Annotated in this window: 23 protein-coding genes; 12 read left to right on the top strand and 11 right to left on the bottom strand. The window is 71.4% G+C overall.

The window, feature by feature from the left end; all coding sequences use genetic code 11:
• Positions 1-14: 14 nt before the first annotated feature.
• Genes carB through pyrR form a run of 5 tightly spaced genes read right to left on the bottom strand, consistent with a single transcriptional unit; the run spans position 15 to position 7,143 of the window.
• Entirely contained in the window at positions 15-3,302 is a 3,288-nt protein-coding gene (carB, locus tag ABZ459_RS09315; RefSeq protein WP_357967945.1) for a carbamoyl-phosphate synthase large subunit, read from the bottom strand.
• The gene (gene carA, locus ABZ459_RS09310; protein WP_357967942.1) at positions 3,289-4,395 is read right to left on the bottom strand and encodes a glutamine-hydrolyzing carbamoyl-phosphate synthase small subunit; all 1,107 of its coding nucleotides are present in this window, start codon (positions 4,393-4,395) and stop codon (positions 3,289-3,291) included. The genes carB and carA overlap by 14 nt, the downstream gene beginning before the upstream one ends.
• Complete coding sequence (locus ABZ459_RS09305) at positions 4,392-5,687, bottom strand: dihydroorotase (RefSeq protein WP_357967939.1); 1,296 nt, start codon at positions 5,685-5,687, stop codon at positions 4,392-4,394. Before ABZ459_RS09305 ends, carA begins: the two co-directional genes overlap by 4 nt.
• Positions 5,684-6,601 (bottom strand): aspartate carbamoyltransferase catalytic subunit, encoded by a 918-nt coding sequence (locus ABZ459_RS09300; RefSeq protein ID WP_352353188.1) that lies wholly within the window; start codon positions 6,599-6,601, stop codon positions 5,684-5,686. Before ABZ459_RS09300 ends, ABZ459_RS09305 begins: the two co-directional genes overlap by 4 nt.
• Positions 6,598-7,143 (bottom strand): bifunctional pyr operon transcriptional regulator/uracil phosphoribosyltransferase PyrR, encoded by a 546-nt coding sequence (gene pyrR / locus ABZ459_RS09295; RefSeq protein WP_352322601.1) that lies wholly within the window; start codon positions 7,141-7,143, stop codon positions 6,598-6,600. The genes ABZ459_RS09300 and pyrR overlap by 4 nt, the downstream gene beginning before the upstream one ends.
• A gap of 226 nt (positions 7,144-7,369) precedes the next feature.
• Between pyrR and ABZ459_RS09290 the strand changes: the two genes are divergently transcribed.
• The 8 genes from ABZ459_RS09290 to ABZ459_RS09255 all read left to right on the top strand — a co-directional run bounded on the left by ABZ459_RS09290 (position 7,370) and on the right by ABZ459_RS09255 (position 15,425).
• Positions 7,370-7,585, top strand: a complete 216-nt coding sequence (locus ABZ459_RS09290) for a DUF3040 domain-containing protein (RefSeq protein ID WP_357967935.1) — start codon at positions 7,370-7,372, stop codon at positions 7,583-7,585.
• A gap of 105 nt (positions 7,586-7,690) precedes the next feature.
• Positions 7,691-9,106 carry an amino acid permease gene (locus tag ABZ459_RS09285; RefSeq protein ID WP_357967932.1) on the top strand — a complete coding sequence of 472 codons (1,416 nt, stop codon included), beginning with the start codon at positions 7,691-7,693 and terminating at the stop codon, positions 9,104-9,106.
• Positions 9,103-10,347: an arginine deiminase gene (locus tag ABZ459_RS09280; RefSeq protein WP_357967930.1), complete on the top strand. Its 1,245-nt coding sequence runs from the start codon at positions 9,103-9,105 to the stop codon at positions 10,345-10,347. Before ABZ459_RS09285 ends, ABZ459_RS09280 begins: the two co-directional genes overlap by 4 nt.
• A 44-nt stretch (positions 10,348-10,391) precedes the next feature.
• Positions 10,392-11,396, top strand: coding sequence for an ornithine carbamoyltransferase (gene argF / locus ABZ459_RS09275; protein ID WP_357967927.1), 1,005 nt, complete (start codon positions 10,392-10,394; stop codon positions 11,394-11,396).
• Positions 11,397-12,332 carry a carbamate kinase gene (gene arcC, locus ABZ459_RS09270; RefSeq protein ID WP_357967925.1) on the top strand — a complete coding sequence of 312 codons (936 nt, stop codon included), beginning with the start codon at positions 11,397-11,399 and terminating at the stop codon, positions 12,330-12,332.
• A gap of 9 nt (positions 12,333-12,341) precedes the next feature.
• Positions 12,342-13,763 (top strand): amino acid permease, encoded by a 1,422-nt coding sequence (locus ABZ459_RS09265; RefSeq protein WP_357967922.1) that lies wholly within the window; start codon positions 12,342-12,344, stop codon positions 13,761-13,763.
• Between the two features lies 1 nt (position 13,764).
• Positions 13,765-14,631 carry a universal stress protein gene (locus ABZ459_RS09260; RefSeq protein ID WP_357967920.1) on the top strand — a complete coding sequence of 289 codons (867 nt, stop codon included), beginning with the start codon at positions 13,765-13,767 and terminating at the stop codon, positions 14,629-14,631.
• Positions 14,632-14,930: 299 nt separating this feature from the next.
• Positions 14,931-15,425, top strand: coding sequence for a transcriptional regulator (locus ABZ459_RS09255; protein WP_026214021.1), 495 nt, complete (start codon positions 14,931-14,933; stop codon positions 15,423-15,425).
• Between the two features lie 477 nt (positions 15,426-15,902).
• On the opposite strand, the gene ABZ459_RS09250 is transcribed toward ABZ459_RS09255, so the two are convergent.
• The 3 genes from ABZ459_RS09250 to ABZ459_RS09240 all read right to left on the bottom strand — a co-directional run bounded on the left by ABZ459_RS09250 (position 15,903) and on the right by ABZ459_RS09240 (position 18,193).
• Positions 15,903-16,349 carry an SAV_6107 family HEPN domain-containing protein gene (locus tag ABZ459_RS09250; protein ID WP_357968486.1) on the bottom strand — a complete coding sequence of 149 codons (447 nt, stop codon included), beginning with the start codon at positions 16,347-16,349 and terminating at the stop codon, positions 15,903-15,905.
• 473 nt (positions 16,350-16,822) lie between these two features.
• The gene (locus tag ABZ459_RS09245) at positions 16,823-17,014 is read right to left on the bottom strand and encodes a (4Fe-4S)-binding protein (protein WP_352353196.1); all 192 of its coding nucleotides are present in this window, start codon (positions 17,012-17,014) and stop codon (positions 16,823-16,825) included.
• A 6-nt stretch (positions 17,015-17,020) separates the two neighbouring features.
• Positions 17,021-18,193, bottom strand: a complete 1,173-nt coding sequence (locus ABZ459_RS09240) for a cytochrome P450 (RefSeq protein ID WP_357967918.1) — start codon at positions 18,191-18,193, stop codon at positions 17,021-17,023.
• 91 nt (positions 18,194-18,284) lie between these two features.
• Here ABZ459_RS09240 and ABZ459_RS09235 point away from each other — a divergent pair, with 91 nt between their 5' ends.
• Together ABZ459_RS09235 and ABZ459_RS09230 are read left to right on the top strand one after the other, a co-directional pair.
• Complete coding sequence (locus tag ABZ459_RS09235) at positions 18,285-18,884, top strand: helix-turn-helix domain-containing protein (protein WP_357967916.1); 600 nt, start codon at positions 18,285-18,287, stop codon at positions 18,882-18,884.
• 127 nt (positions 18,885-19,011) lie between these two features.
• Positions 19,012-19,515, top strand: coding sequence for a hypothetical protein (locus ABZ459_RS09230; protein ID WP_357967913.1), 504 nt, complete (start codon positions 19,012-19,014; stop codon positions 19,513-19,515).
• Here ABZ459_RS09230 and ABZ459_RS09225 read toward each other — a convergent pair.
• The gene (locus ABZ459_RS09225) at positions 19,498-21,231 is read right to left on the bottom strand and encodes a hypothetical protein (RefSeq protein ID WP_357967910.1); all 1,734 of its coding nucleotides are present in this window, start codon (positions 21,229-21,231) and stop codon (positions 19,498-19,500) included. The genes ABZ459_RS09230 and ABZ459_RS09225 overlap by 18 nt on opposite strands.
• Before the next feature lie 77 nt (positions 21,232-21,308).
• A complete protein-coding gene (locus tag ABZ459_RS09220) occupies positions 21,309-22,136 on the bottom strand; it encodes a L,D-transpeptidase family protein (RefSeq protein WP_357967909.1) in 828 nt (275 codons plus the stop codon).
• A 99-nt stretch (positions 22,137-22,235) separates the two neighbouring features.
• Between ABZ459_RS09220 and ABZ459_RS09215 the strand changes: the two genes are divergently transcribed.
• On the top strand, positions 22,236-22,712 hold the full coding sequence (locus tag ABZ459_RS09215) for a YbaK/EbsC family protein (RefSeq protein WP_357967906.1): 477 nt from the start codon (positions 22,236-22,238) through the stop codon (positions 22,710-22,712).
• Positions 22,713-22,732: 20 nt separating this feature from the next.
• Positions 22,733-23,296: a GNAT family N-acetyltransferase gene (locus ABZ459_RS09210; RefSeq protein ID WP_357967903.1), complete on the top strand. Its 564-nt coding sequence runs from the start codon at positions 22,733-22,735 to the stop codon at positions 23,294-23,296.
• Positions 23,297-23,487: 191 nt separating this feature from the next.
• Here the strand turns inward: ABZ459_RS09210 and metF are convergent, their stop codons facing one another.
• Positions 23,488-24,408, bottom strand: a complete 921-nt coding sequence (metF, locus tag ABZ459_RS09205) for a methylenetetrahydrofolate reductase [NAD(P)H] (RefSeq protein WP_357967900.1) — start codon at positions 24,406-24,408, stop codon at positions 23,488-23,490.
• Between the last annotated feature and the right edge of the window lie 72 nt (positions 24,409-24,480).

Here is a 24,480-nt window from a genome sequence, read left to right as displayed (position 1 = left end):
CACCTCCCGCGGGGTCAGCCGCGTAGTGCCTGTGCGTGCTCCTGGAGTGAACGCACGCCGACGTCGCCGCGGACGATCGCCTGGATCCCGGCCGCCGCGGCGGCCAGCCCCGCGACGGTGGTGATGCACGGGATGCCGCGCAGCACCGCCGCGGTGCGGATCTCGTAGCCGTCCAGACGCGGCCCGGACTGGCCGGGGCTGCCGAACGGCGTGTTGACGATCAGGTCCACCTCGCCGTCGAGAATCGCCTGCACGCTCGTAGGCTCACCTCCGGGCCCGGTCCCCTCGCTGTGCTTTCGCACGATCTTGGCATGGACACCGTTGCGGCGCAGCACCTCGGCCGTGCCCTCGGTGGCGAGGATCTCGAAGCCGAGGTCGGCCAGTGCCTTCACAGGGAAGATCATCGCACGCTTGTCCCTGTTGGCCACGGACACGAACGCGCGTCCCTTGGTCGGAAGTTCGCCGTAGGCCCCGGCCTGGGACTTGGCGAACGCCACGCCGAAGAACGCGTCGATGCCCATGACCTCGCCCGTGGAGCGCATCTCGGGCCCGAGCACGGTGTCGACGCCCCGGAAGCGGTTGAAGGGCAGCACGGCCTCCTTGACCGCGATGGACGCCTCCAGCGGCAGCGTGCCGCCGTCGCCGGTGGCCGGCAGCATGCCCTCCGCGCGCAGCGAGGCGATCGAGGAGCCGAGCATCACCCGGGCCGCCGCCTTGGCCAGCGGCGTGGCCGTCGCCTTGGACACGAACGGCACGGTACGGCTGGCCCGCGGGTTGGCCTCCAGGACGTACAGGACGCCGGCGGACATGGCGTACTGGACGTTCAGGAGCCCGCGCACGCCCACCCCGGCCGCGATGGCCTCGGTGGCGGCGCGGATGCGCTTGACGTCGTGGCTGCCGAGCGTGAGCGGCGGCAGCGCGCAGGCCGAGTCGCCGGAGTGGATGCCGGCCTCCTCGATGTGCTCCATGACGCCGCCGAGGAACAGCTCCTGGCCGTCGTAGAGCGCGTCGACGTCGATCTCGATGGCCTCGTCGAGGAACTTGTCCACCAGCACCGGGTGGCCGCCCTCCTGGGCCGCCATGTACGTCGTCAGCGTCTCGTCGTCGTAGACGATGGCCATGCCGGCCCCGCCGAGCACGTACGAGGGCCGGACGAGCACCGGGTAGCCGATCTCCCCGGCGATCTCCAGCGCCTCGGGCACCGTCAGCGCGGTGCCGTGCTTGGGCGCGGGCAACCCGGCCTCGGCCAGCACCCGCCCGAACGCGCCGCGCTCCTCGGCCAGGTGGATGGACTCGGGCGAGGTGCCGACCACGGGCACGCCCGCGTCCTTCAGCGCCTGCGCCAGGCCGAGCGGCGTCTGCCCGCCGAGCTGCACGATCACGCCCACGACCGGGCCGGTCTGCTGCTCGGCGTGCACGACCTCCAGGACGTCCTCCAGGGTGAGCGGCTCGAAGTAGAGCCGGTCGGAGGTGTCGTAGTCGGTCGAGACGGTCTCGGGGTTGCAGTTGACCATGACGGTCTCGAACCCGGCCCGCGACAGCTCGAAGGAGGCGTGCACGCACGCGTAGTCGAACTCGATGCCCTGACCGATGCGGTTGGGCCCGGAGCCGAGGATGATGACCTTCTCCCGCTCGCCGGAGGGGACCTCGGTCTCCTCGTCGTAGGTGGAGTACAGGTACGGCGTCCTGGCGGCGAACTCGGCGGCGCAGGTGTCGACGGTGTTGTAGACCGGCCGCACGCCGAGCGCGTGGCGCAGGGCGCGCACGTGGGCCTCCTCGACGCCGCGGATCTCGGCGATCTGCGCGTCGGAGAAGCCGTGGTGCTTGGCGCGGGTCAGCGCGCCGGCGGTCAGCTCGGGCGCGGCGGCGATCTCCTGGGCCTCCTCGTCCAGCAGGAGGAGCTGGTCGAGGAACCAGGGGTCGACGCTGGTGGCCTCGAACAGCTCGGCCGCGGTCGCGCCCGCGCGCACGGCCTGCTGCATCGTGCGCAGCCGCCCGTCGTGCGGGGTGCGGCAGGCCGCCAGCAGCTCGTCCTTGTCCTGGACGGGCCCCGCCCAGGTGAAGGCGGAGTCCTTCTTCTCCAGCGAGCGCAGCGCCTTCTGCAGCGCCTCGGTGAAGGAGCGGCCGATGGCCATGGCCTCGCCGACGGACTTCATGTGCGTGGTCAGCGTGCGGTCGGCCCCGCGGAACTTCTCGAAGGCGAAGCGCGGCACCTTGACCACGATGTAGTCGAGCGTCGGCTCGAAGGAGGCCGGGGTCTCCTTGGTGATGTCGTTGGGGATCTCGTCGAGGGTGTAGCCGATGGCCAGCTTGGCGGCGATCTTGGCGATCGGGAAGCCGGTGGCCTTGGAGGCCAGGGCGCTGGAGCGGGAGACGCGCGGGTTCATCTCGATGACGATCATGCGCCCGGTGCGCGGGTCGACGGCGAACTGGATGTTGCAGCCGCCGGTGTCGACGCCGACCTCGCGGATGACCGCGATGGCCACGTCGCGCATGTTCTGGTACTCGCGGTCGGTCAGGGTCAGCGCGGGCGCGACGGTGACGCTGTCGCCGGTGTGCACGCCCATCGGGTCGATGTTCTCGATGGAGCACACGATGACGACGTTGTCCGCCTTGTCGCGCATGACCTCCAGCTCGTACTCCTTCCAGCCGAGGATCGACTCCTCCAGGAGCACCTCGGTGGTCGGCGAGGCGTCGAGGCCGGCGCCGGCGATGCGGCGCAGGTCGTCCTCGCCGTAGGCGAAGCCGGAGCCGACGCCGCCCATGGTGAAGCTGGGCCGTACGACCAGCGGGTAGCCCAGCTCGCCGGCGGCGGCCAGGCAGTCCTGCATCGTGTGGCAGATGACTGATTTGGCCGACTCGGCGTTGAGCCCGTGCTCGCGGGCGACCTTGGCGACGATCTCCTTGAACTTCTCGCGGTTCTCGCCCGCCTGGATCGCGTCGAAGTCGGCGCCGATCAGCTCGACCTCGTACTTCTCCAGCACGCCCGACTCGTGCAGGGCGACCGCGGTGTTCAGCGCGGTCTGGCCGCCCAGGGTGGGCAGCAGCGCGTCGGGGCGCTCCTTGGCGATGATCTTCTCGACGTACTCGGGGGTGATCGGCTCGACGTACGTGGCGTCGGCGAACTCCGGGTCCGTCATGATCGTGGCCGGGTTGCTGTTGACCAGGATGACCCGGAAGCCCTCGGCCCGCAGCACGCGGCAGGCCTGGGTGCCCGAGTAGTCGAACTCGCACGCCTGGCCGATCACGATCGGGCCGGAGCCGATCACCAGGACCGACCGGATGTCCTCACGCTTGGGCACGGCTCATGACCTCACAGAACTCGTCGAAGAGATAAGCGGCGTCGTGCGGCCCCGCGGCGGCCTCGGGGTGGTACTGGACGCTGAAGGCGCGCCCGTCGAGCAGGCGCAGGCCCTCCACGCAGCGGTCGTTGAGGTTGACGTGGCTGACCTCGGCCGGGCCGTAGGGGGTCTCGAACGGCTCGCCGATCGGCGCCTCGACGGCGAACCCGTGGTTGTGGGCCGAGATCTCGACCTTGCCCGTGCGCACGTCCTGGACCGGCTGGTTGACGCCGCGGTGGCCGTAGCGCAGCTTGTACGTGGACAGCCCGAGCGCCCGGCCGAACAGCTGGTTGCCGAAGCAGATGCCGAAGAACGGCACCCTGGCCGCAAGGACGCTCCGCAGCGCCGACACGTCGGCGGTGGCGGGGTCGCCGGGGCCGTTGGAGAAGAACACGCCGTCGGGCTCGACGGCCATGATCTGCTCGTACGTGGCCGTGGCGGGCAGCACGTGCACCTCGCAGCCGCGCTCGGCCATGCGCTGCGGGGTCATGCCCTTGATGCCGAGGTCGACGGCGGCGACCGTGAAGCGCCGCTCGCCGGCGGCGGGCACGACGTAGGGCTCGGCCGTGGCCACCTCGGCGGCCAGGTCGGCGCCCTCCATGGCGGGCGCGCGCCGCACCCGCTCGACGAGCTCCTCGACCGTCGCGGAGGGGGCCGAGAAGATGCCGGCCCGCATCGCGCCGCGCTCGCGCAGGTGGCGGGTCAGGGCGCGGGTGCCGGTGATGGCGATGCCGACGACGCCCTGCTGCTTGAGGTAGTCGTCGAGCGAGCGGTCGGCCCGCCAGTTGGAGACGATCCTGGACGGCTCGCGCACGACGTACCCGGCGACCCAGACGCGGCCCGACTCGGGGTCTTCGTCGTTGACGCCGGTGTTGCCGATGTGCGGGGCCGTCATGGCGACGATCTGCCGGTGGTAGGAGGGGTCGGTGAGGGTCTCCTGGTAGCCGGTCATGCCGGTGTTGAAGACCATCTCGCCGAACGTCTCGCCTTCGGCGCCGTAAGAGGTTCCGTGGAAGACGCGGCCGTCTTCCAGGACGAGCACCGCGGAGTTCAAACCAGCTTCCCTTCGAGAACGGTCGGCGTGCCGCGCAGGAACGTGGCGACCACCCGGCCGGGCAACGTCATCCCCTCGTACGGGGTGTTCCTGCTCTTGGAGGCGTAGGCGGAGGGGTCCACCTCGGTGCGGGCCGACGGGTCGTACAGCGTGATGTTGGCCGGCGCGCCCGGCTCCAGCGCCCGCCCGTGGCCGGCCAGGCGGCCGATGCGGGCGGGGGTGATCGACATGCGCTCGGCGACCCCGGCCCAGTCGAGCAGCCCGGTCTCGACCATGGCCTCCTGGACGACGCTCAGCGCGGTCTCCAGGCCGATCATGCCCATGGCCGCGGCCGGCCACTCGGTCTCCTTGTCCTCGACCGGGTGCGGGGCGTGGTCGGTGGCGACGACGTCGATCGTGCCGTCGGCCAGCGCGGCGCGCAGCGCCTGGACGTCGGCGTGCGTGCGCAGCGGCGGGTTGACCTTGTAGATCGGGTTGTAGGCGCCGACCGGGGACTCCTCGACGAGGTCGTCGGTGAGGAGCAGGTGGTGAGGGGTGACCTCGGCGGTGATGTTCCAGCCCTTGGACTTGGCCCAGCGGATGATCTCGACCGAGCCGGCGGTGGAGACGTGGCAGACGTGCAGGCGGGAGCCGACGTGCGCGGCCAGCAGGCAGTCGCGGGCGATGACCGCCTCCTCGGCCACGGCCGGCCAGCCGGTCAGGCCGAGCCTGCCGGAGACGACGCCCTCGTTCATCTGGGCGCCCTCGGTGAGCCTGGGCTCCTGGGCGTGCTGGGCGACGACGCCGTCGAACGCCTTGACGTACTCCAGGGCGCGGCGCATCAGCACGGCGTCGCTGACGCACTTGCCGTCGTCGGAGAAGACCCGGACCCGGGCGGCCGAGTCGGCCATCGCGCCGAGCTCGGCGAGCTGCCTGCCCTCCAGGCCGACGGTCACCGCGCCGACCGGTTGCACGTCGCAGTGGCCGAACTCACGGCCGAGCCGCCACACCTGCTCGACCACGCCGGCGGTGTCGGCGACGGGCGAGGTGTTGGCCATGGCGTGCACGGCGGTGTAGCCGCCGCGGGCCGCGGACCGGGTGCCGGTCTGGACGGTCTCGGCGTCCTCGCGGCCGGGCTCGCGCAGGTGGGTGTGCAGGTCGACCAGGCCGGGCAGCGCGATCGCGCCGCCGCCGTCGACGGTCTCGCCGCCGGGGCCGGCCTCGAGGCCGGTGCCGATCTCGGCGATGCGCCCGTCGGCGATCCGGAGGTCCACCGGCTCCCCGCCGAGGATCCGCACGTTCTTGATGATCACTGGATCTCTCCCCCGAGCAGCAGGTACAGGACGGCCATGCGGATGGTCACGCCGTTGGCGACCTGCTCCACGATGGTGGAGCGCGGTGAGTCGGCCACCTCGGCGGCGATCTCCATGCCCCGGTTCATCGGCCCGGGGTGCATGACGATGGCCTCGTCCGGCATCTTGGCGAAGCGGTCGCGGTCGAGGCCGTAGCGCCGGGAGTACTCGCGCTCGCTGGGGAAGTAGGCGGCGTTCATCCGCTCCTTCTGCACCCGCAGCATCATGACCGCGTCGGACTTGGGCAGCACGGCGTCGAAGTCGTAGGACACCTCGCACGGCCAGGTGCCGACCGAGACGGGCAGCAACGTGGGCGGCGCGACCAGGGTGACCTCGGCGCCGAGCGTGTTGAGCAGCAGCACGTTGGAGCGGGCGACCCGGCTGTGCAGCACGTCGCCGACGATGGTGACCCGGCGGCCGTCGAGCCCGCCGAGGCGGCGGCGCATCGAGAAGGCGTCGAGCAGCGCCTGCGTGGGGTGCTCGTGGGTGCCGTCGCCGGCGTTGACGACGCTGCCGCGCACCCAGCCGGCCAGCCGGTGCGGCGCGCCGGAGGAGCCGTGGCGGATGACGACGGCGTCGGCGCCCATGGCCTCCAGGGTGAGCGCGGTGTCCTTGAGCGACTCGCCCTTGGAGACGCTCGACCCCTTGGCCGAGAAGTTGATGACGTCGGCCGAGAGCCGCTTGGCCGCCGCCTCGAAGGAGATCCTGGTCCGGGTGGAGTCCTCGAAGAACAGGTTGACCACCGTGCGGCCGCGCAGCGTGGGCAGCTTCTTGATGGATCGTTCCGAGACCCTGGCCAGCTCCTCGGCGGTGTCGAGGATGAGCAGCGCGTCGTCCTTGGTGAGGTCGCCCGCCGAGATGAGGTGCCGGTTCACCTGTCGTCCTCCTTCATGAGCAGGACGGCGTCGCGGCCGTCGATCTCGGAGAGGTAGACCTTGACCTTCTCGCTCTTGGCGGTGGGCAGGTTCTTGCCCACGTAGTCGGCGCGGATGGGCAGCTCGCGATGGCCGCGGTCGACCAGCGTGGCGAGCTGCACGGCGGTCGGGCGGCCGAGGTCGTTGAGCGCGTCGAGCGCGGCGCGGACGGTGCGGCCGGAGTAGAGCACGTCGTCGACGAGGACGACCACCTTGCCGTCGATGCCGTCGGGCGGCAGTTCGGTGCGCCCGAGCGGGCGGACGGGGCCGCGGCGCAGGTCGTCGCGGTACATGGTGATGTCGATCGAGCCGACGGGGATCTTGAGCCCTTCGAACTGCTCGACGCGGTCACCGAGCCGGCGGGCGAGCGTGGCGCCGCGGGTGGGGATGCCGAGGAGGACGACGTCACCGGCGCCCTTGGTGCGTTCGAGGATCTCGTGCGCGATACGGGTCAGCGCCCGGTGGATGTCCGGGCCTTCGAGCACGGCCCTGGAATCGGACATGGAGGGATCTCACCACCTTTCCCGCCTCACGGGACGGGTCTTAAAAGGGTGTTGGTCGGGACACACAGTACCAGGGGCTACCTGGTACAACGTGAGCGCCCCGCCCTGCCGTCCGGGTGTGGCGGGCGTCCTGGCCGGTCGTTCGTCCCGGCCGGCCCGGCGAATTTGGCAATTGCCGACATATCGGTATAAAACCTGCTCTAAGTCTTCTCGGGGGAGGTTTCACATGGCGCAGTCGGCACGCGAGCGGTCGGTGCTCAAGGCCATCGCCCGTCAGGTCAGGGACGAGGACCCCGAGCTGTACGCGGCCATGTCCCGGCACGGCGCCCCCGCATCGCTGGCCTGGCCGCTGGCGCTGATGGCGTTGTGCCTGGCGGTGTTCGCCGTCGTGCTGCTGGTGACGGGTTCACCCGACCCCCTGCCGCACGCCGTGATCAGGTAAAACCCCCGCCACTCCCCGTGTCGGCGTCCTCCGCGTAGGGCACGTCCCCGAGGGCCGTACGCGCTCGGCGGCGGCTCTTCCTGGGGACTCGCGCGGGGGGCACGCATGGGGGAACCACGTCCGCCCTCGGAAGGCGTGACCACGGCGGCGCGCGGGACGCGCCCGGGGCCCGCCGGCGGCCTCGGCCTCGGCGCGGCCGTCGCGCTGGTCATGGGGAACGTCGTGGGCACCGGCATCTTCCTGCTGCCCGCCTCGCTGGCCGCGTTCGGCACGGTGAGCCTGGTCTCCATGGTCCTGGTCACCGCGGGCGCCCTCGCGATGGCGATCGTCTTCGGCCGCCTGGGCGGGCGCATCCCGGCGGCGGGCGGCCCCTACGCCTACGCCCGCGAGGCGTTCGGGGAGTTCGCCGGGTTCTGGATCGCCTGGTCGTTCTGGCTGACCGCGTGGATCGGCAACGCGGCCATCGCCGTGGCGTGGGTGGGCTACGTCCAGTACCTGGCCCACGGGCTGTTCGGACTCGACTGGGGCAGCACGCTCAGCGCCGCCCTCATCGGCCTGACCGGGCTGTGGATCCCGGCCGTGGTGAACCTGGCCGGAGTGCGCAACGCGGCCGCCTTCCAGGTGGTCACCACGGTGCTGAAGTTCACGCCGCTGCTGTTCGTGGCGATCGTGGGGCTGTTCTTCGTACACAAGGCCAACTACCCGGCGTTCAACGCCAGCGGCGGCAGCTGGGTCTCGGCCATCTCCCTGGCGGGGGCGGTCACGCTGTTCATCTACTCGGGCGTGGAGAGCGCCGCCATCGCGGCCGACCGGGTCAGGGACCCGGCCCGCACCATCGGCCGGGCCAGCGTCATCGGCGTGCTGGCCTGCGCCGTCATGTACATCCTCAGCACGGTCGCCGTCATGGGCACCGTGCCGCAGGAGGAGCTCGTCGGGTCCACCGCGCCCTTCGCCGCGGCGCTGGACCACATGTTCGGCGGCACCGGCGGCGGGCTGCTCATGGCGGCCTGCGCCGTCGTCTCCGGCATCGGCGCGCTGAACGGGTGGACCCTGCTGGTCGCCGAGATGCCGCTGGCCGCCGCCAAGGACGGCATGTTCCCGCCCGCCTTCTCCGTGGTCTCGCGCCGCGGCGCGCCCCTGACGGGCATCCTGGCCGGGACCGTCCTCACCTCGCTCATGCTGCTGGTGGGCTACGCCTCCGCCAACGCCTTCGACACGATCGTGCTGCTGGCCTCCTTCACCACCGTCATCCCCTACTTCTTCTCGGCGGCCGCGCAACTGTTCTGGCTGGTCACCCGGGAGCGGCGGATCAACCGCGGGCGGCTGGCCCGCGACCTGGCCGTCGCGGTGCTCGCGCTGCTGTTCTCGTTCTGGATGGCGTACGGCTCGGGGCCCCCCGCCGTGCTCGGCGGGACGCTGATGATGTTGGTCGGCGTGCCCGTCTACATCTGGCTGAAGGCCAGGCACGGCGAGTACGGCCCGCGTGATGTCCGGCGCGCTGAGGGGATATCTGAAAAATGACCTTTCATGTCGATTCAGAGGTCGGCCGACTGCGCCAGGTCCTGCTGCACAAGCCGGAGCTGGCCCTCAAGCGGCTGACGCCCAGCAACAAGGACGCCTTCCTGTTCGACGACGTGCTGTGGGTGCAGCGCGCGGTGGAGGAGCACGAGGAGTTCGAGCGGGTGCTGCGCGGGCGCGGCATCGTCGTCCACATGCTGGCCGACCTCCTGCGCGACGTGGTCGCCATCCCCGAGGCCCGCAAGCACATCCTGGACGCGGTCATCGACGAACGCTGGCTCGGCCCGACCGCCATCGACGACATCCGCAACACCCTCGACGGCATGGACGCCGGCACCCTCCAGATGCACCTGACCGGCGGCATCACCAAGCGCGAGCTGGTCGCGATGGGCTGCGACCCCAAGTCGGTGGCCTTCCACACCACCGCCGACGACGACTTCGTCCTGCCGCCGCTGCCCAACCACCTGTTCACCCGCGACACCTCCTGCTGGATCTACGACGGCGTGTCGATCAACGCGATGCGCAAGAAGGCCCGCATGCGCGAGACGGTCAACCTGGAGGCCGTCTACCGGTTCCACCCGATGTTCGCCGCCGGCTTCGACCGGCCCTACGAGGGCGGCTTCCACTGCTGGCTGCCCGGCCACGCGATGGCGCCGGCCACCCTGGAGGGCGGCGACGTGCTGGTCATCGGGCGCGGCGCGGTGCTGGTCGGGATGAGCGAGCGCACCCAGCCGCAGGCGGTCGAGATGCTGGCCCAGCGGCTGTTCAGCGCCGGGTCCGCGACCCGGATCGTGGCGCTGGACATGCCGAAGGCGCGCGCGTTCATGCATCTCGACACGGTCATGACCATGCTCGACGTCGGGGTGTTCACCAAGTACGCCGGGCTCGGGATGTTGCCGACGTACACCATCGAGCCGGGCGAGACCTCCAAGGAGCTCAAGGTCACCGACCACCCGCCCGAGGACATGCACAAGGCCATCGCCCGCGCCCTGGACATGGACGACATCACCGTCCTGACCCCCCACCAGGACGTGTACGCCGCCGAACGCGAGCAGTGGGACGACGGCTGCAACGGCCTGGCCGTCGAGCCCGGCGTCGTCATCGCCTACGAGCGCAACACCACCACGAACAACCACCTGCGCGACAACGGCATCGAGGTCATCACCATCCGGGGCAGCGAGCTCGGCAGAGGGCGCGGCGGCCCGCGGTGCATGAGCTGCCCGCTGGAGCGCGACGGCATCTAGCGGACGTCCGGCCGGCACCGGAACGGCTTCAGGGAAGGGGCGACATGGCGTTCAACCTGCGCAACCGCAGTTTCCTCAAGGAACTGGACTTCACGCCGGAGGAGTTCGGCTTCCTGCTGCACCTGTCGGCGGAGCTGAAGTCCGCCAAGTACGCCGGGATCGAACGGCAGCGGCTCAAGGGCAAGAACATCGCGCTCATCTTCGAGAAGACCTCCACCCGCACCCGCTGCGCCTTCGAGGTGGCCGCCCACGACCAGGGGGCGCACGTCACCTACCTCGACCCGGCCGGCTCGCACATCGGGCACAAGGAGTCGGTCAGGGACACCGCGCGGGTGCTGGGCCGGATGTTCGACGGCATCGAGTACCGGGGCAGCAAGCAGTCCTACGTCGAGGACCTGGCGGCGCTGTCCGGCGTGCCGGTGTGGAACGGCCTGACCGACGAGTGGCACCCCACGCAGATGCTGGCCGACATGCTCACCGTCCAGGAGCACAGCGACAAGCCGCTGCGCGAGGTGTCCCTCGCCTACCTGGGGGACGCGCGCAACAACACCGGCCATTCGCTGCTGGTCACCGGCGCGCTGCTCGGCCTGGACATCCGGCTGGTCACCCCGGCGGCGCTGCGGCCCGACCGGGACCTCGCGGTGCGGCCCGCCGAGGAGCTGGCCAGGTCCACCGGCGCCCGGATCACCATCACCGAGGACGTGGCCGAGGGCGTCAGGGGCGCCGACTTCCTCTACACCGACGTGTGGGTCTCGATGGGCGAGCCGAAGGAGGTGTGGGACGAGCGGATCGAGCTGCTGCTGCCGTACCAGGTGAACGACGACGTCATCCGGGCCACCGGCAATCCGGACGTGAGGTTCATGCACTGCCTGCCCGCCTTCCACAACCGGGAGACCGGCGTCGGCGCCGACATCTACGCCAGGACCGGCCTGGAGGCCCTGGAGGTGACCGACGAGGTCTTCGAGTCGCCGCGCTCCATCGTCTTCGACGAGGCCGAGAACCGGCTGCACACCATCAAAGCGGTCATGGTCGCAACCCTGGGGGACTGAATGCGGGTCATCGTCGCACTCGGCGGCAACGCGGTGCTCAAGCGCGGCCAGAAGCCGGACGCCGACGTGCAGAGGGAGAACATCGCCACCGCCGTCAGGACGCTGGCCCAGCTGGCCGGCGAGCACGAGCTGGTCATCACCCACGGGAACGGCCCCCAGGTCGGCATGCTGGCCCTGGAGAGCGCCGCGGACCCGAACCTGAGCCGGCCCTACCCCTTCGACACGCTCGGCGCGCAGACGCAGGGCATGCTCGGCTACTGGATGCAGCAGGCGCTGCAGAACGCCCTGCCCGGCCGGCAGGTGCTCGCCATGGTCACCCAGACCCTGGTCAGCGCCGTCGACCCGGCCTTCGACGACCCCACCAAGTTCGTCGGCCAGATCTACGAGGAGGACGAGGCCCGCAAGCTGGCCGCCGAGTACGGCTGGACGGTCAAGCCCGACGGCGACCACTGGCGCCGCGTCGTCCCCTCCCCCACGCCGCAGCGCATCGTGGAGACCCGGCTGATCCGCAAGATGATCCGCGAGGGCGTCGTGGTGGTCTGCGCGGGCGGCGGCGGCATCCCGGTCGTGCGGGACGCGCGCGGCCGCCTGGCGGGCGTCGAGGCCGTCATCGACAAGGACCTGACCGCCTCGATGCTGGCCGAGGCGCTGGAGTGCGACGCCTTCCTCATCCTGACCGACGTCCCCCGGGTGTACCGCGACTTCGGCACCCCGGGCCAGAGCGAGATCGCCTGCACCACCCCGCACGAGCTGCGCGGCCTGCGCTTCCCGGCCGGGTCGATGGGACCGAAGGTCGAGGCGGTGTGCCGGTTCGTCGAGACGACCGGCGACATGGCCGCCATCGGCAGGCTCGACGAGGCCCAGGACATACTCGCCGGTTCCGCGGGCACGATTGTCACGCCCAACGGGATGTGGCCGTTGACGAGCACCCTCTAGGAGACCGACGTGACACTGGCCGCACGGCTGCTGCGCACCAAGCCGACCGAGCGCATCGTGGCCGAGGGCGGGCAGGGCGAGGGCGGCGAGCTGCGGCGCACGATGACGTTGTGGCAGCTCACGCTGTTCAGCGTGGGCGCCACGCTGGGCACCGGCATCTTCGTCATCCTCGGCCAGGCGGTGCCCAAGGCGGGGCCGGCGGTGGTGCTGGCGTTCGTGCTGGCGGCGGTCACGGCGCTGTTCTCGGCCCTGTCGTACGCCGAGCTGGCCGGGACGATCCCGGTGTCCGGGTCGTCCTACTCCTACGCGTACGCGACGCTGGGTGAGCTGGTGGCCTGGGTGTGCGGCTGGTGCCTCATGCTGGAGTACGCCGTGTCGGTCGCGGCCGTGGCCGTGGGCTGGGGCGAGTACCTCAACGCGTTCCTGCGCAGCCTGTTCGGCTGGACGCTGCCCGAGGCGATCACCCGCTCCCCCGGCCAGGACGGCGGCGTGGTCAACGTCACCGCGATCGTCATCGTGCTCCTGGCCACCTGGCTGCTGCTCTACGGGGCCTCGGAGTCGGCCACGGCCAACGCGGTGTTCGTGCTGATCAAGATCGCGGTGCTGGTGTTCTTCTGCGTGGTGGCGTTCACGGCGTTCCAGTCCGGGAACTTCACCCCGTTCGCGCCCCTCGGGGTGGCCGGGATCACCGCGGCCGCCTCGCAGGTGTTCTTCTCCTACATCGGCTTCGACGCCGCCTCCACCGCCGGTGAGGAGGCCAGGAACCCCAAGCGCGACCTGCCCCTGGCCATCCTGCTGTCCCTGCTCATCGTCACCGCCGTGTACGTCCTGGTCGCCGTGGCCGCCATCGGGGCCAAGCCGTGGACCGAGTTCGACCCGGAGAGCACCGAGGCGAGCCTGTCGCAGATCGTCGACCAGGCCACCGGCGCCACCTGGCCGGGCGTGATCGTCTCCTTCGGCGCGGTGATCGCCATCGCCAGCGTCGTGCTCACGGTCATCTACGGCCAGACCCGCATCCTGTTCGCGATGTCCCGCGACGGGCTCATCCCCCGGATCTTCCAGCGGGTGAACCCGCGCCACCAGGTGCCGGTCGCCAACACGCTGATCGTGGCCCTGTTCATCTCGGTCCTGGCCGGGCTGGTGCCGCTCGGCCAGCTCGCCGAGGCCACCAGCATCGGCACGCTGTTCGCCTTCCTCATCGTCAACGTCGGCGTGCTGGTGCTGCGCTACCGCAGCCCGGAGCTGCCGCGCAGCTTCCGTACGCCGCTCTTCCCCCTCACCCCGGTGCTCGGCGCGATCTTCTGCGTCATCGTGATGGCCGGGCTGGCCGGCGTCACGTGGGCCGCCTTCGGCCTGTGGATGCTGGTCGGCCTGATCTGCTATTTCCTGTACGGCTACGGGCATTCACGGCTGAATGCCGAGGTGCGGTGACATGAAGTTCGACAAGGTGCTGGCCGGGTACATCGCCGAGCCGCGCGGCGGGGACGGGCTCGCGCTGGCCGTCGTCCTGACCCGGCAGACCGGGGCCGTCCTGACGGTCGCGACCGTCCAGCCGCCCGTGACGACCACGCCGGGCCCCGCCCGCGCCGACGAGGGCGCCTGGCGCTCCTACCTGCGCGAGCAGGCCGAGACCGCGCTCGCGCAGGCCCGCGAGCTGGCCGGCGACCAGGCCGAGTACGTGCGCCACACCAACAAGGCCAGCGGGCGCGGCCTGGTGGAGGTGGCCCGCAGGCGCGGCGCCGACGTCGTGGTCATCGGCTCCGCGCCCGGCGGCACGCGCTCCCGCATCACCGTCGGCAGCACCGCCGACCAGCTCCTGCACTCCTCGCCGGTGCCCGTGCTGCTCGCCCCGCGCGGCTACGTCGACGACCCGCCGGCCGCGTTCGAGCGCATCACCGTCGCCTACCGCCGCGGGCCCGGCGCCGACGCCGCCGTCAGGGGCGCGGCCAAGGCCGCGGTCACCCTGGACATCCCGCTGCGGCTGGTCACGCTGGTGGTCAGGACCGGCCGCCGCGTCCAGGTCGAGGAGGACATGCTCGTACGGCTGCGCGACCAGGCCGCCGCGGACCTGCGCGCGGCGGCGCGGGGGCAGCGGCGCCGGCTCCAGGTCGAGGTGGAGCTCCTGGAGGGCCGGAACGTGGCACAGGCGCTCGGCACGACCACGTGGCTGCCGGGAGAGCTGCTCGTGTGCGCCTCCAGCGACGCAGGGCCGCTGCGCCGGGTCTTCCTGGGCGACACGTCCATCAAGATCGTCCAGGCCGCGACCTGCCCGGTCATGATTCTGACCCGCGAGACCTGACGCTCGATTTCACTCGTCAAACTATGACGAAGTAGTGTTGCCACCGGTACAAGAGGGGCGTTTGTTGCGTTCCCTCCCGGACCGGATTCGGCATCTTTTTTCCAATCAGCTTGACCTTAGGCTCCCACCCCTTTACCGTCACTGTGCGTAACCACACCGCGCGGCGTTCTGGGGTAAACCCAGGGCCACGGCTACCGATGGTGCCGAGCCTGGCACCGTACCCCCCGGTGGCTGGGGCATATGCCGCAAGGGAGCACAATCTACTAAGAGCGATACATACGAGAGCCGGGGGCCACACGATGCCGTCTGAGTACGCAAAGTCGCTGGGTGCACGACTCCGCGCCATCCGCACCCAGCAGGGGCTGTCCCTGCATGGAGTCGAAGAGAAGTCGCGCGGCAGGTGGAAAGCCGTGGTCGTGGGCTCTTACGAGCGTGGCGACCGAGCTGTCACGGTGCAGAAACTTGCCGAGCTTGCCGACTTCTACGGGGTGCCCGTCTCCGAGCTGCTGCCCGGAGGCGCCGCGCCGAGCCCGCTCGGGCCCACTCCCAAGCTTGTGATCGACCTGGAGCGCCTGGCGACACTGCCGAAGGAGAAGGCCGGAGCGCTCGCCCGTTACGCCGCCACCATTCAGAGCCAGCGTGGCGACTACAACGGCAAGGTCCTGTCGATCCGCCAGGAGGACCTGCGTTCGTTGGCTGTGATCTATGACAAGTCGCCCAGCGAGTTGACCGAGGAGCTCATCAGCTGGGGTGTGCTCGACGCCGAGGCCCGCCGGGCCGTCGAGTCGTTCTAGAACCACCGCTTCACCCCCGAAGGGCCCGCCAATTCCCCTGGCGGGCCCTCCGTCGTACTCGTCCGAAAATGAACTTTCAATTATTCGGCGAACACGACCATTACCCCCCTTCGCCACCAAAGAGCCGGAACCACAATCCGCTTACGGGGAGCCGGCGAAGGCAGCTCGGAACGAGCCCCCTCGGAACCGCACTACGCGAACCGAACGCCACCCAGGCAACCCGTCGGGAAACCGAACACCGCCGGGCCTGAGCAGACGGCCCGCCCTGAGACTGCCTGCCTGGAGCACTGCCTGGGCGCGTGGCTACCGGGCAGCGCGGGAGCCGAACTCCGCCCTCACAGGCGATGCGGACCGTCCCCTGCCCCTTTTGGGCACGCGTGTCAGCGACAGCCGCCTCGCTACGTCATCGGCGTTGCTAGACCCCGCCACCCGCGCTCTTCCGCGCGGCGGCGTCGCCTGGAGAGCCGGGCGGCGGGGTCAGCCCGCCAGCGGCACGTCCACCGGAAGCTGGGGCTGGGCGGGGACGCCGAGCAGGTCTTCCACCGTCGAGACGAACGTCTCGGCCTCGGCCAGGATCTCGGCGGCGTCGGCCGCGCTGATGCCGCGGACCACGCCCGCCTCCGCGGCCGCGCGCTTGGCGGCGCTCACGGAGAAGTAGGCGGCCCACTCGGCGAGGTGCGGCTCGGCCTCGGGCAGCAGCTCCCACGCGCTGCGCAGGCGACGCCTGCGGCCCTCCATGGGACGGGGACGGGCGGCCAGGATCGCCGCAGCCGCACGAAGAGCCGCCAGGTGAGCGGCCACATATCGGGATGCCGGGGTGCGAGCGGCGGTCGCCTCCGCCAGGCAGGAACGTGAATCGGTTAAATGTGCCCGAACCGCAGGCGACAGCCGGGGCCCGGGCGTTTCTCTAGGCCGTGGTGCCATCTTGCGCGCCTCCTTGGAGTCGTGGGCGGCGGCCGGCGTCTCCGCCGGTGAGGCCAACACTCTCAGACGCCACCGACATTTCCGCCGAGCCGGCCGGACGAGGAGCTTCCCCTCTCCCCGTCCGGCCAGGACACGCCCACTCGTCTCCGCCGACGACGAGGACGCGCCCTTCGCCCGTGGAGCCTGGCCGTGGGAATCGCTTGGGGAAGCGAACGGCCCGCGGCCAGGCCCTTGGGTGACGTTGAGCCGCGAGCCTCACCGCCACTAGGTCGAACATAATTTCGATCACGCTCGGTGTCAACCTGTTCCACGAACACAGGTTCGATGACCATGGAGCGAAATGATCGATCCGTCCCGCGACGTCCCTCCGTTCGGGCATGAGATCGCCACCCGCGGGGGCCCGGAGCGCACGAAGCCGCCGCCACCGGGGCCGGCGGCGGCGGCGGGACGGTCAGATCGGACGAGACGGCGGCTCAGGAGACGGAGAGCGCCCCCGACGGGCACAGGGACACCGCACGCCGCACGGCCTCCTCCTGCCCCTCCTCGGGCACCTCGTGCAGCAGCACCACCGTGCCCTCGTCCTCACTCTGGTCGAACACCTCCGGCACCGTCAGGGCGCACATGCCCGCCCCGATGCACACCGTCGTATCCGCTGTGATCTTCATCGTGACCTACCAAGTGACAGGGAGGCGGTGCACTCCATAGACGCTCATGTCCGAACGCATCGGCACCTCCTCAGGCGTTACGGCCAAGCGTAGGCCAGGCAGGCGCCGCAGCAGCGCCGGGTACGCGATGCGCATCTCGGCCCGGGCGAGCTGCTGCCCGAGGCACTGGTGGATGCCGTGGCCGAACGTGAGGTGCCCGCCGACCGGCCGGTGGACGTCGAGGCGGTCGGCGTCCTGGAAGCGGGAGGGGTCGCGGTTCACGGTGGGCAGGTGGAAGGCGACCGACTCCCCCGCCCTGACCAGGTGGCCCTCGATCTCGACGTCCTCCAGGGCGCTGCGCACCGGGCCGAGGTGGATGATCGTGAGGTAGCGCAGCAGTTCCTCCACGCCGTTGTCCACCACCGAGGGGTCGTCGCGCATGGCGGCGAGCTGGTCGGGGTTGGTGAGCAGCGCGTACGTCCCCAGTCCCAGCATGTTGGCGGTCGTCTCGTGCCCGGCCAGCAGGAGCAGGAACGCGACCCCGGTCAGCTCCTCGTGGCTCAGCTCCTCGACGAGCCCGCTGAGCAGGTCGTCGGCCGGCTCGGCCCGCTTGCGCCCGATCAGCTCCGCCAGGTACGCCCCGATCCTGGTGAACGCGGCCAGGGCGTCGTCGGCCTTGGTCTCCAGGTTGACCAGGATCTTGGTCTCCTCCTGGAACACCGCGCGGTCCTCGTACGGCACCCCGAGCAGCTCGCAGATGACCAGCGACGGGATCGGCAGCGCGAAGGACTGCACCAGGTCGGCGGGCGGCCCGGCGGCCTGCATGGCGTCGAGGCAGGAGTGGGTGATCTCCTCGATCCTGGGTTCGAGCGCCTTCATCCGCCGGACGGTGAACTGCCCCATGAGCAGCTTGCGGTAACGCGTGTGCTCGGGCGCGTCCATGCGCAGGAAGAACCCGGGCGGCAGTTCCCGCTGGAGCTGCACCCGGGCGGGCACGACGGGGTGCAGCCGCTCCGGACGGTTGCTGAAGCGGGGGTCGGCCAGGATCGCGCGGGCGGCCGAGTAGCCGGTGACCAGCCAGCCGAGGTGGCCGTCGGCGAAGGTCATGCGGTGCATGGCGCCCTGATGTCGCAGGGCCGTGGCTTCCTCGGGCGGATCGAACGGCCGCCGGCGGGTGATGGGAAAGGTCAGGTCGGACATGCTGGCTCCTTTCCGAGCTCACCATCCAGAAAACCTCAACCGATGCAAAACTTCAATGTATGAAATTCGTATATCGGTGTAGAGTTCCGTCATGGTAGGACTGCGGGAGCGCAAGAAGCAGCGTACGCGCCGGGCGCTGATCGAGGCCGCGCTCCGGCTGTTCGGGGAGAAGGGCTACGAGGAGACCACGCTGGCGGAGATCGCCGCCGCCGCCGAGGTCTCCACGCGCACCTTCTTCAGCTATTTCGCCAGCAAGGAGGACGTGCTCTTCTACGACTCCGAGCACCAGATCGAGCGCGCGCTGGCGTTCCTGTCCGCGCCCGCCCCCGGCCAGACGCCTGCCGACCTGCTGCGCGCCTTCATCGAGGACACGCTGTCGACGCCGCACGAGGGCCAGGACACCTGGTCGGAGCAGTCGGCGCGGCGCCTGGAGCTCATCATGCGCGAGCCGCCCCTCCAGGCGCGGGCGCTGCACCTGCTGTTCGACAGCCAGCTCCGGCTGGCTGAGGCGCTGTCGGCGGCCTACCCCGGCCGGCTCGGCCGGGTCGAGGCGGCGGCGGCCGTGGGGTCGCTGATCGGCGCGGTGAAGCTGGCCGTGATGACCACGCTCATCGACGGCCTCCCGGTGGAGCAGGCCCGCGACGCCGCCCGCCGGGCCGCCGACGTCGCCTTCCACGGCCTCCCCCGCTGACCCGTCCCTCGCCCCGGCCGGCGCGCCCGCGGGTGGCGGGTGACGGCACGCGTCTGGCAGGCTGTCGGCGCGGGTGGCGGGCAGCTGACGGGCCGGCCGTACGAGGGCGGCCGCGCGAGGGGGATCGGTGCGAGAACGGACGGGCACTCTCATCCTGCTGCTGTCCGGGCCGGTACTGGCGGCCGCGTACGCGGCCGTCAACTACGCGGCCCTGCGCACGGCGTCCGGGGCGCGCGGCGACGCCCCTGCCGGTCGCATCACCTCCGACGGCCTGTCGTCGCTGGGCTCGGACCTCTGGTGGATCGTCAGGGGCGTCGCGCTGGTGGCGGGCGTCGCGGCCGTGGGCATCGCCGTGGTGGGCCTGCTGCTGCGCCGCGCGGCCCGGGGTCGCGGCGCGCTGCTGGTGTCGTCGGGCGTGCTCATCCTGCCGTACGCGCTCGGGCTCGCGGTCGCCGTCTACAACCCCGTGCCGCGGCTGGCCGGTTTCTACGATCATCCGGCCTTCGCCGACGCGCTCCCGCCATGGCAGTCGTTCTCGGCGCTGCTCCTGCTGGCGGCGGCCCTGGCCCAGGCCGTGGGCCTGGTCCGGGCGCATACCCTGGCCCGGACGGCGTCACCGCCCCCGGGATGACCCGCCGGAGCAGCGGTCGCTGACCCAGGTGGTCCAGCCCTGCCGGGTGCCGCCCGCGCCGGTCGCGGCCCATCCCGCGGGCGGCGGCCCCGAGTCGGGCGGGACGACTGCGGTGCAGGCGCCGGCCGGCGGCGTACGGTCGTAGTGCTCAAGCTCGGTCCAGGAGACGCGGTAGGCCAGCGGGGCCCGGACGTTCCACGGCACCCGGCGATCCACGGCCACGCGTCCCGGGGCCGTGAGGACCGGCAGCCAGTCGGGCCCGGCGGCGGGCGCGGACTTCGGCGCCAGGCCGGCGGCGAAGACCAGGTTGACGGCCGCCAGCACGGTCAGGACCGCCGGCCATCCCCGGCGGGCGGTCAGCAGCGCCGCTCCCGCCAGGCACGCCAGCAGGGCGAGCGCCGCGAGGGAGGCGGCGACCAGGTCGAAGGAGTCCCGCACCCGGCTGAGGAAGATCACCTCGGGGAAGTCGAAGGCGATGAACGCGTACCGCTGGAGCCGGTCCCCCGCGTACCGGACCACCACGCCGCCGGTCGCCGCGAGCAGCACGGCCGCCGCGAGCACGTGCCGCACGACGGCCCCGCGGCCGGCCCTGGCCAGTACGAGCAGCCCGGCCAGGGTCCACGCGAGCGCCACGCAGGCCAGGTAGCGGCCGTAGGCGTAGTTGCCGACCCGGTGCTCGTCGGGAAGCGCGGCCGAGGAGGCGTAGGCGATGCCCAGGGTCGTGGCCAGCAGGACGGCCGCGAGCACACGCCGCGGTCCCGGTGCCGACCGCCTGGCCACGACGGCGACGGCGCCCGCGAGCCCGACCCCGGCCAGCCCCCAGGTCGCGGCGATGAGGTACCAGAGCTGCCCGGCCGCCCCCGCCAGCGCCCACGCCTGCCCGTCGAGCCCGCTCACCCGCTCGGCCAGGAGGCCGGACAGGTCACGCGCCCCGCCCGGGTACAGCGCCGCGGACAGGACCTGGTTGAGCGCCGTCGCAGCCCCGGCCACCACCACAGCGGCCACCAGCCCGGCCGCGGCGCCCCCGCCGCGCGCGCCGGACACCCCCGCCATGCCCCGGCGGCGCGTGACGAGCATCCCCGCCATCGCCAGCACGGTCACCGCCAGGACGACGGTGCCGCGCAGGTGCACCGCCACGGCGAACCCCGCCAGCCCGCCCGCCAGTGCCCCCGCCCTGACCGACCCCCTGGCCACGAGGTCGTGCAGCGCGACCAGCCAGGCCAGGACGAGGGTGGGCAGGACCGCGTCGGCCAGCGCCAGCCCCGAGAACAGCAGCAGCGACGGCGACAACCCGCCCGCGAACGCCGCCGCCATCGCCGCCCGCGGCCCCGTCCCCAGCCGCCGCAGCAGCAGGTACGCCAGCGGGAACGCCCCCGCCGCCACCATCGCCCCCACCACGACGACCAGCCGGTAGGCCACCACCGGATCCGACGTGAACCAGAACACCGGCGCCAGCAGCAGCGGGTAACCGCCCTGGTAGAAGGTGAAGCCGGTCAGATCCGCCCCGGGCCCGCCGGCCAGCCACCGGGCGGCGATCAGGTATCCGGTCTCGTCCGGATTGGCCACGGGCCCGGCGTGCTGTCGGAACAACCACATCCGCAGCGCGACCTGTGCCACCCACCCGATCGCCAGGAACCACCACGAACGCGACCGGCCCCCGCGCCGCATGTACGGAGTGGGAGCCGGAACACGAGTGGCGAACGACGTCGTCGTCATGGAATCCCCCCTGAAGTCGGGGGAAGTCCAGCAAGAGGCGAATAACCCGGCCGTCACCGGATCCGGTTATGCGGACGTTACGCGCGCCTGAACGCGCCTCTCACATGCACCGGCACACCCTTGCCGAGCAGGCCGGGCAGCACCTCGGCGACGTTCATCGGCATGCGCACGCAGCCGTGCGAGGCCGGGGAGAGCGGCACCGACAGCGCGCCGTGGAAGGCGATGCCGCCGTTGAAGAAGATCGGGTTGTAGAGCTGCCCCAGGTACGACTTGTGCCAGCCGCTCGCCCGCCACGTCGTGCGGAAGTCGCCGGTCGGCGTGCGGGCCGAGCCGCAGAAGCGCTGCTCCTTGCCCTGCCAGGTGGTCGTCTCGCAGTACGGGACGCCGCTGCCGGAGGAGATGTGGGTGATGAGCCGCACCTGGCCGCCGACGTACAGGACCATGATCTGCTTGGTGAGGTTGACCTCGGCGCGGGTCGGCTTGCCGTTGCCCACCAGCACCTTCGGGGTCTTCGGCTGCTCCAGCGCCTCCCACGTCCTGCGGGCGATCGTGCTGGTCGGCGTGATGCCGTTGACCTTCTGGAAGGCCCAGACGGCGGCGAGGGTGGTGCCGCCGTAGCGGCCGTCGGCCTTGCCGGGCAGGTAGCCCAGAGCCGCCAGGCGCCGCTGCAGCCAGGTGACGGACGTGCCCTTCGCGCCCAGCTTCAGCGTCTTGCGCGGCGCCGTGACGGTTGTTGCCGCCGGGCCCGCCTTGGCCCCCGCCGCGGCGGGTGTGCCGGGCGTGCTCGCCGCGCCGGCGATGCCGGTCGTCGCGGCGAGTGTGTCCGTCCGCGCGCCGCAGCCCGTGAGTACGACGGCCCCAGCCGTCAGCAGAGCAGCCACTCCGGGCAGCCGTCGAGCCCCCACCGGTACCACCTCTTTTATCACGAACTATCCGGATCGATGGACCCTACACCACCCACCATGAACAGGTAATAAGGCGGTCAACCTGTTTAGAGTGTCCTCATGTCCGAGAAGTTGCCGGCGAACGCCGTCGTCGTGGAGGCCGCCCTGCGTGCGGCGGGCGCCACCGGAGAGATCGTCGTCCTGCCCGAGAAGGCGCCGACCGCGGCGACCGCGGCCGCCCAGCTCGGCTGCGAGGTGGGGGCGATCGCCAACAGCCTGATCTTCGACGCCGACGGTGCGCCGCTGCTGGTCCTGACCAGCGGCGCCCACCGGGTGGACGTCGAGCTCGTCGCCCGTACGGCCGGCGTCGCCGAGGTGCGCCGGGCCACGCCGGAGTTCGTCAGGGCCGCGACCGGTCAGCCGATCGGCGGGGTGGCCCCGGTCGGCCATCCGGCCCCGGTCCGCACCCTGGTGGACAACTGGCTGAGCAAGCACGAGGTGGTGTGGGCGGCCGGCGGCCACCCGCTGACGGTCTTCCCGACGACGTTCGAGGAGTTGCTGGCGATCACCGGAGGCACTCCGGTCGACGTCGAGTGACGTCGAGTAATGTGCGACGGGTGATCGAGTTTCGCGGGGCGGGCCCGGCCGAGTTCACCGAACGCCTGGACACGGTGATCGACGTCTACACGGCGGCGATGAACCCGCCCCCCGAGCAGATCTCCGGCCGCAAGACCATCATGCGAAACCACGGCACATATCCCCATTTTCAGTGCTATTTCGCGGAGTTGCGGGACCCGACCGGCGTGGCGCGCCCCCAGATCGTCGGTTTCGCGTACGGCTTCCGCGGCGCGACCGGCCAGTGGTGGCACGACGTGGTGATCAGGGCGCTGGCCGACGAGGCGGGCGAGGAGGTCGCGCGCGCCTGGATGGGCCACGCGTTCGAGCTGGCCGAGATCCACGTGCACCCCGATCACCAGGGCAAGGGCATCGGCCGGGCCATGATCCGGACTCTGTGCGCCGGCCGCGCCGAGCGTTCGGCCGTGTTGTCCACGCACGACCGCCCCACGGCCGCCCGCCACCTCTACGCCGACATGGGCTTCACCGACCTGCTGACCCGCTTCGTCTTCCCCGGCGGCTACGAGGAGTACGCGATCGTGGGCCGCCCGCTCCCCCTCGACTGAGGGCGCCGCACATCACCGCAGGTAAAGCCCGTACTTGCAGGGTTTGCCGGGTCATGCCCGAGGGCATCTTCATGACAGAAAGTGACGGACACGTTACCGACTGGATACCACCCCCTGCCCGTCACCCGCCCGGTCCCCCTGCGGGCGGGTGACGGGCATCCGCTCGTGCGGGGTCAGGGTGGCGGGGCCGGTCAGGCGGTGGCGGCGACCGGCGTCAGGCGCTGGAACACCTCGCGCGAGGCGCTGGACCGGTTGAACGTGATGAAGTGGATGCCGGGCGCGCCCTCGTCGAGCAGCCGCTGGCACAACTCCGCGCCGTGCTCGATGCCGAGCGCCCGCACCGCGGCCGGGTCGTCGGCGACCGCCTCGAAGCGGGCCGCCACCTCGGCCGGGAACGGCGCCCCCGACAGCTGCTCCGATCGCGCGATCGTGCTCATCTGGGTGACCGGCATGATGCACGGGATGATCGGCGTGTCGCAGCCCTGGGCCGCCACCCGGTCGCGCAGCCGCAGGTAGTCGTCGGCCTGGAAGAACATCTGGGTGATCGCGTAGTCGGCCCCCGCGCGGCACTTGCGCACGAAGTATTCGGTGTCGGACTCGATCGACGGCGAGCGCGGATGCTTGTACGGGAACGCCGCCACCCCGACGCAGAACTCGCCCGCCTGCCGGATGAGCCGCACCAGCTCCTCGGCGTAGAGCACGCCCTCGGGATGCCGCACCCACTCGGCGGTCGGGTCGCCGGGCGGGTCGCCGCGCACGGCCAGGATGTTGCGCACCCCCGCGTCGGCGAAGCGGCCGACCAGGTGACGCAGCTCACGCAGCGAGTGGTTGACGGCCGTGAAGTGCGCCACTGGGGTGAGCGTGGTGTCGTGGGCCAGGCGCTCGACGATGTCGACCGTGCGGTCGCGGGTCGAGCCGCCGGCGCCGTAGGTCACCGAGACGAACGTGGGGCGCAGGGACTCCAGCTCCCTGATCGCCTTCCAGAGCTGCCGCTCGCCCTCGTCGGTCTTCGGCGGGAAGAACTCGAAGGAGAACGACCGGCCACCGGTGGCGAGCAGCTCGCGGACGGTGGGGACACGATCGGGCAGGATGGAGGGTCGACCAAGCGCCATGGAGCAAGCGTACAGGCCGGTGTCCGGATCGGCCGCCCCTAGACCGGGGACCCGACCCCGAGTCCACGCCCA

This window comes from Nonomuraea sp. NPDC005692, from assembly GCF_040631115.1.
Classification (GTDB): Bacteria; Actinomycetota; Actinomycetes; order Streptosporangiales; family Streptosporangiaceae; genus Nonomuraea.
This window is presented reverse-complemented; position numbering and strand designations above follow the sequence as displayed.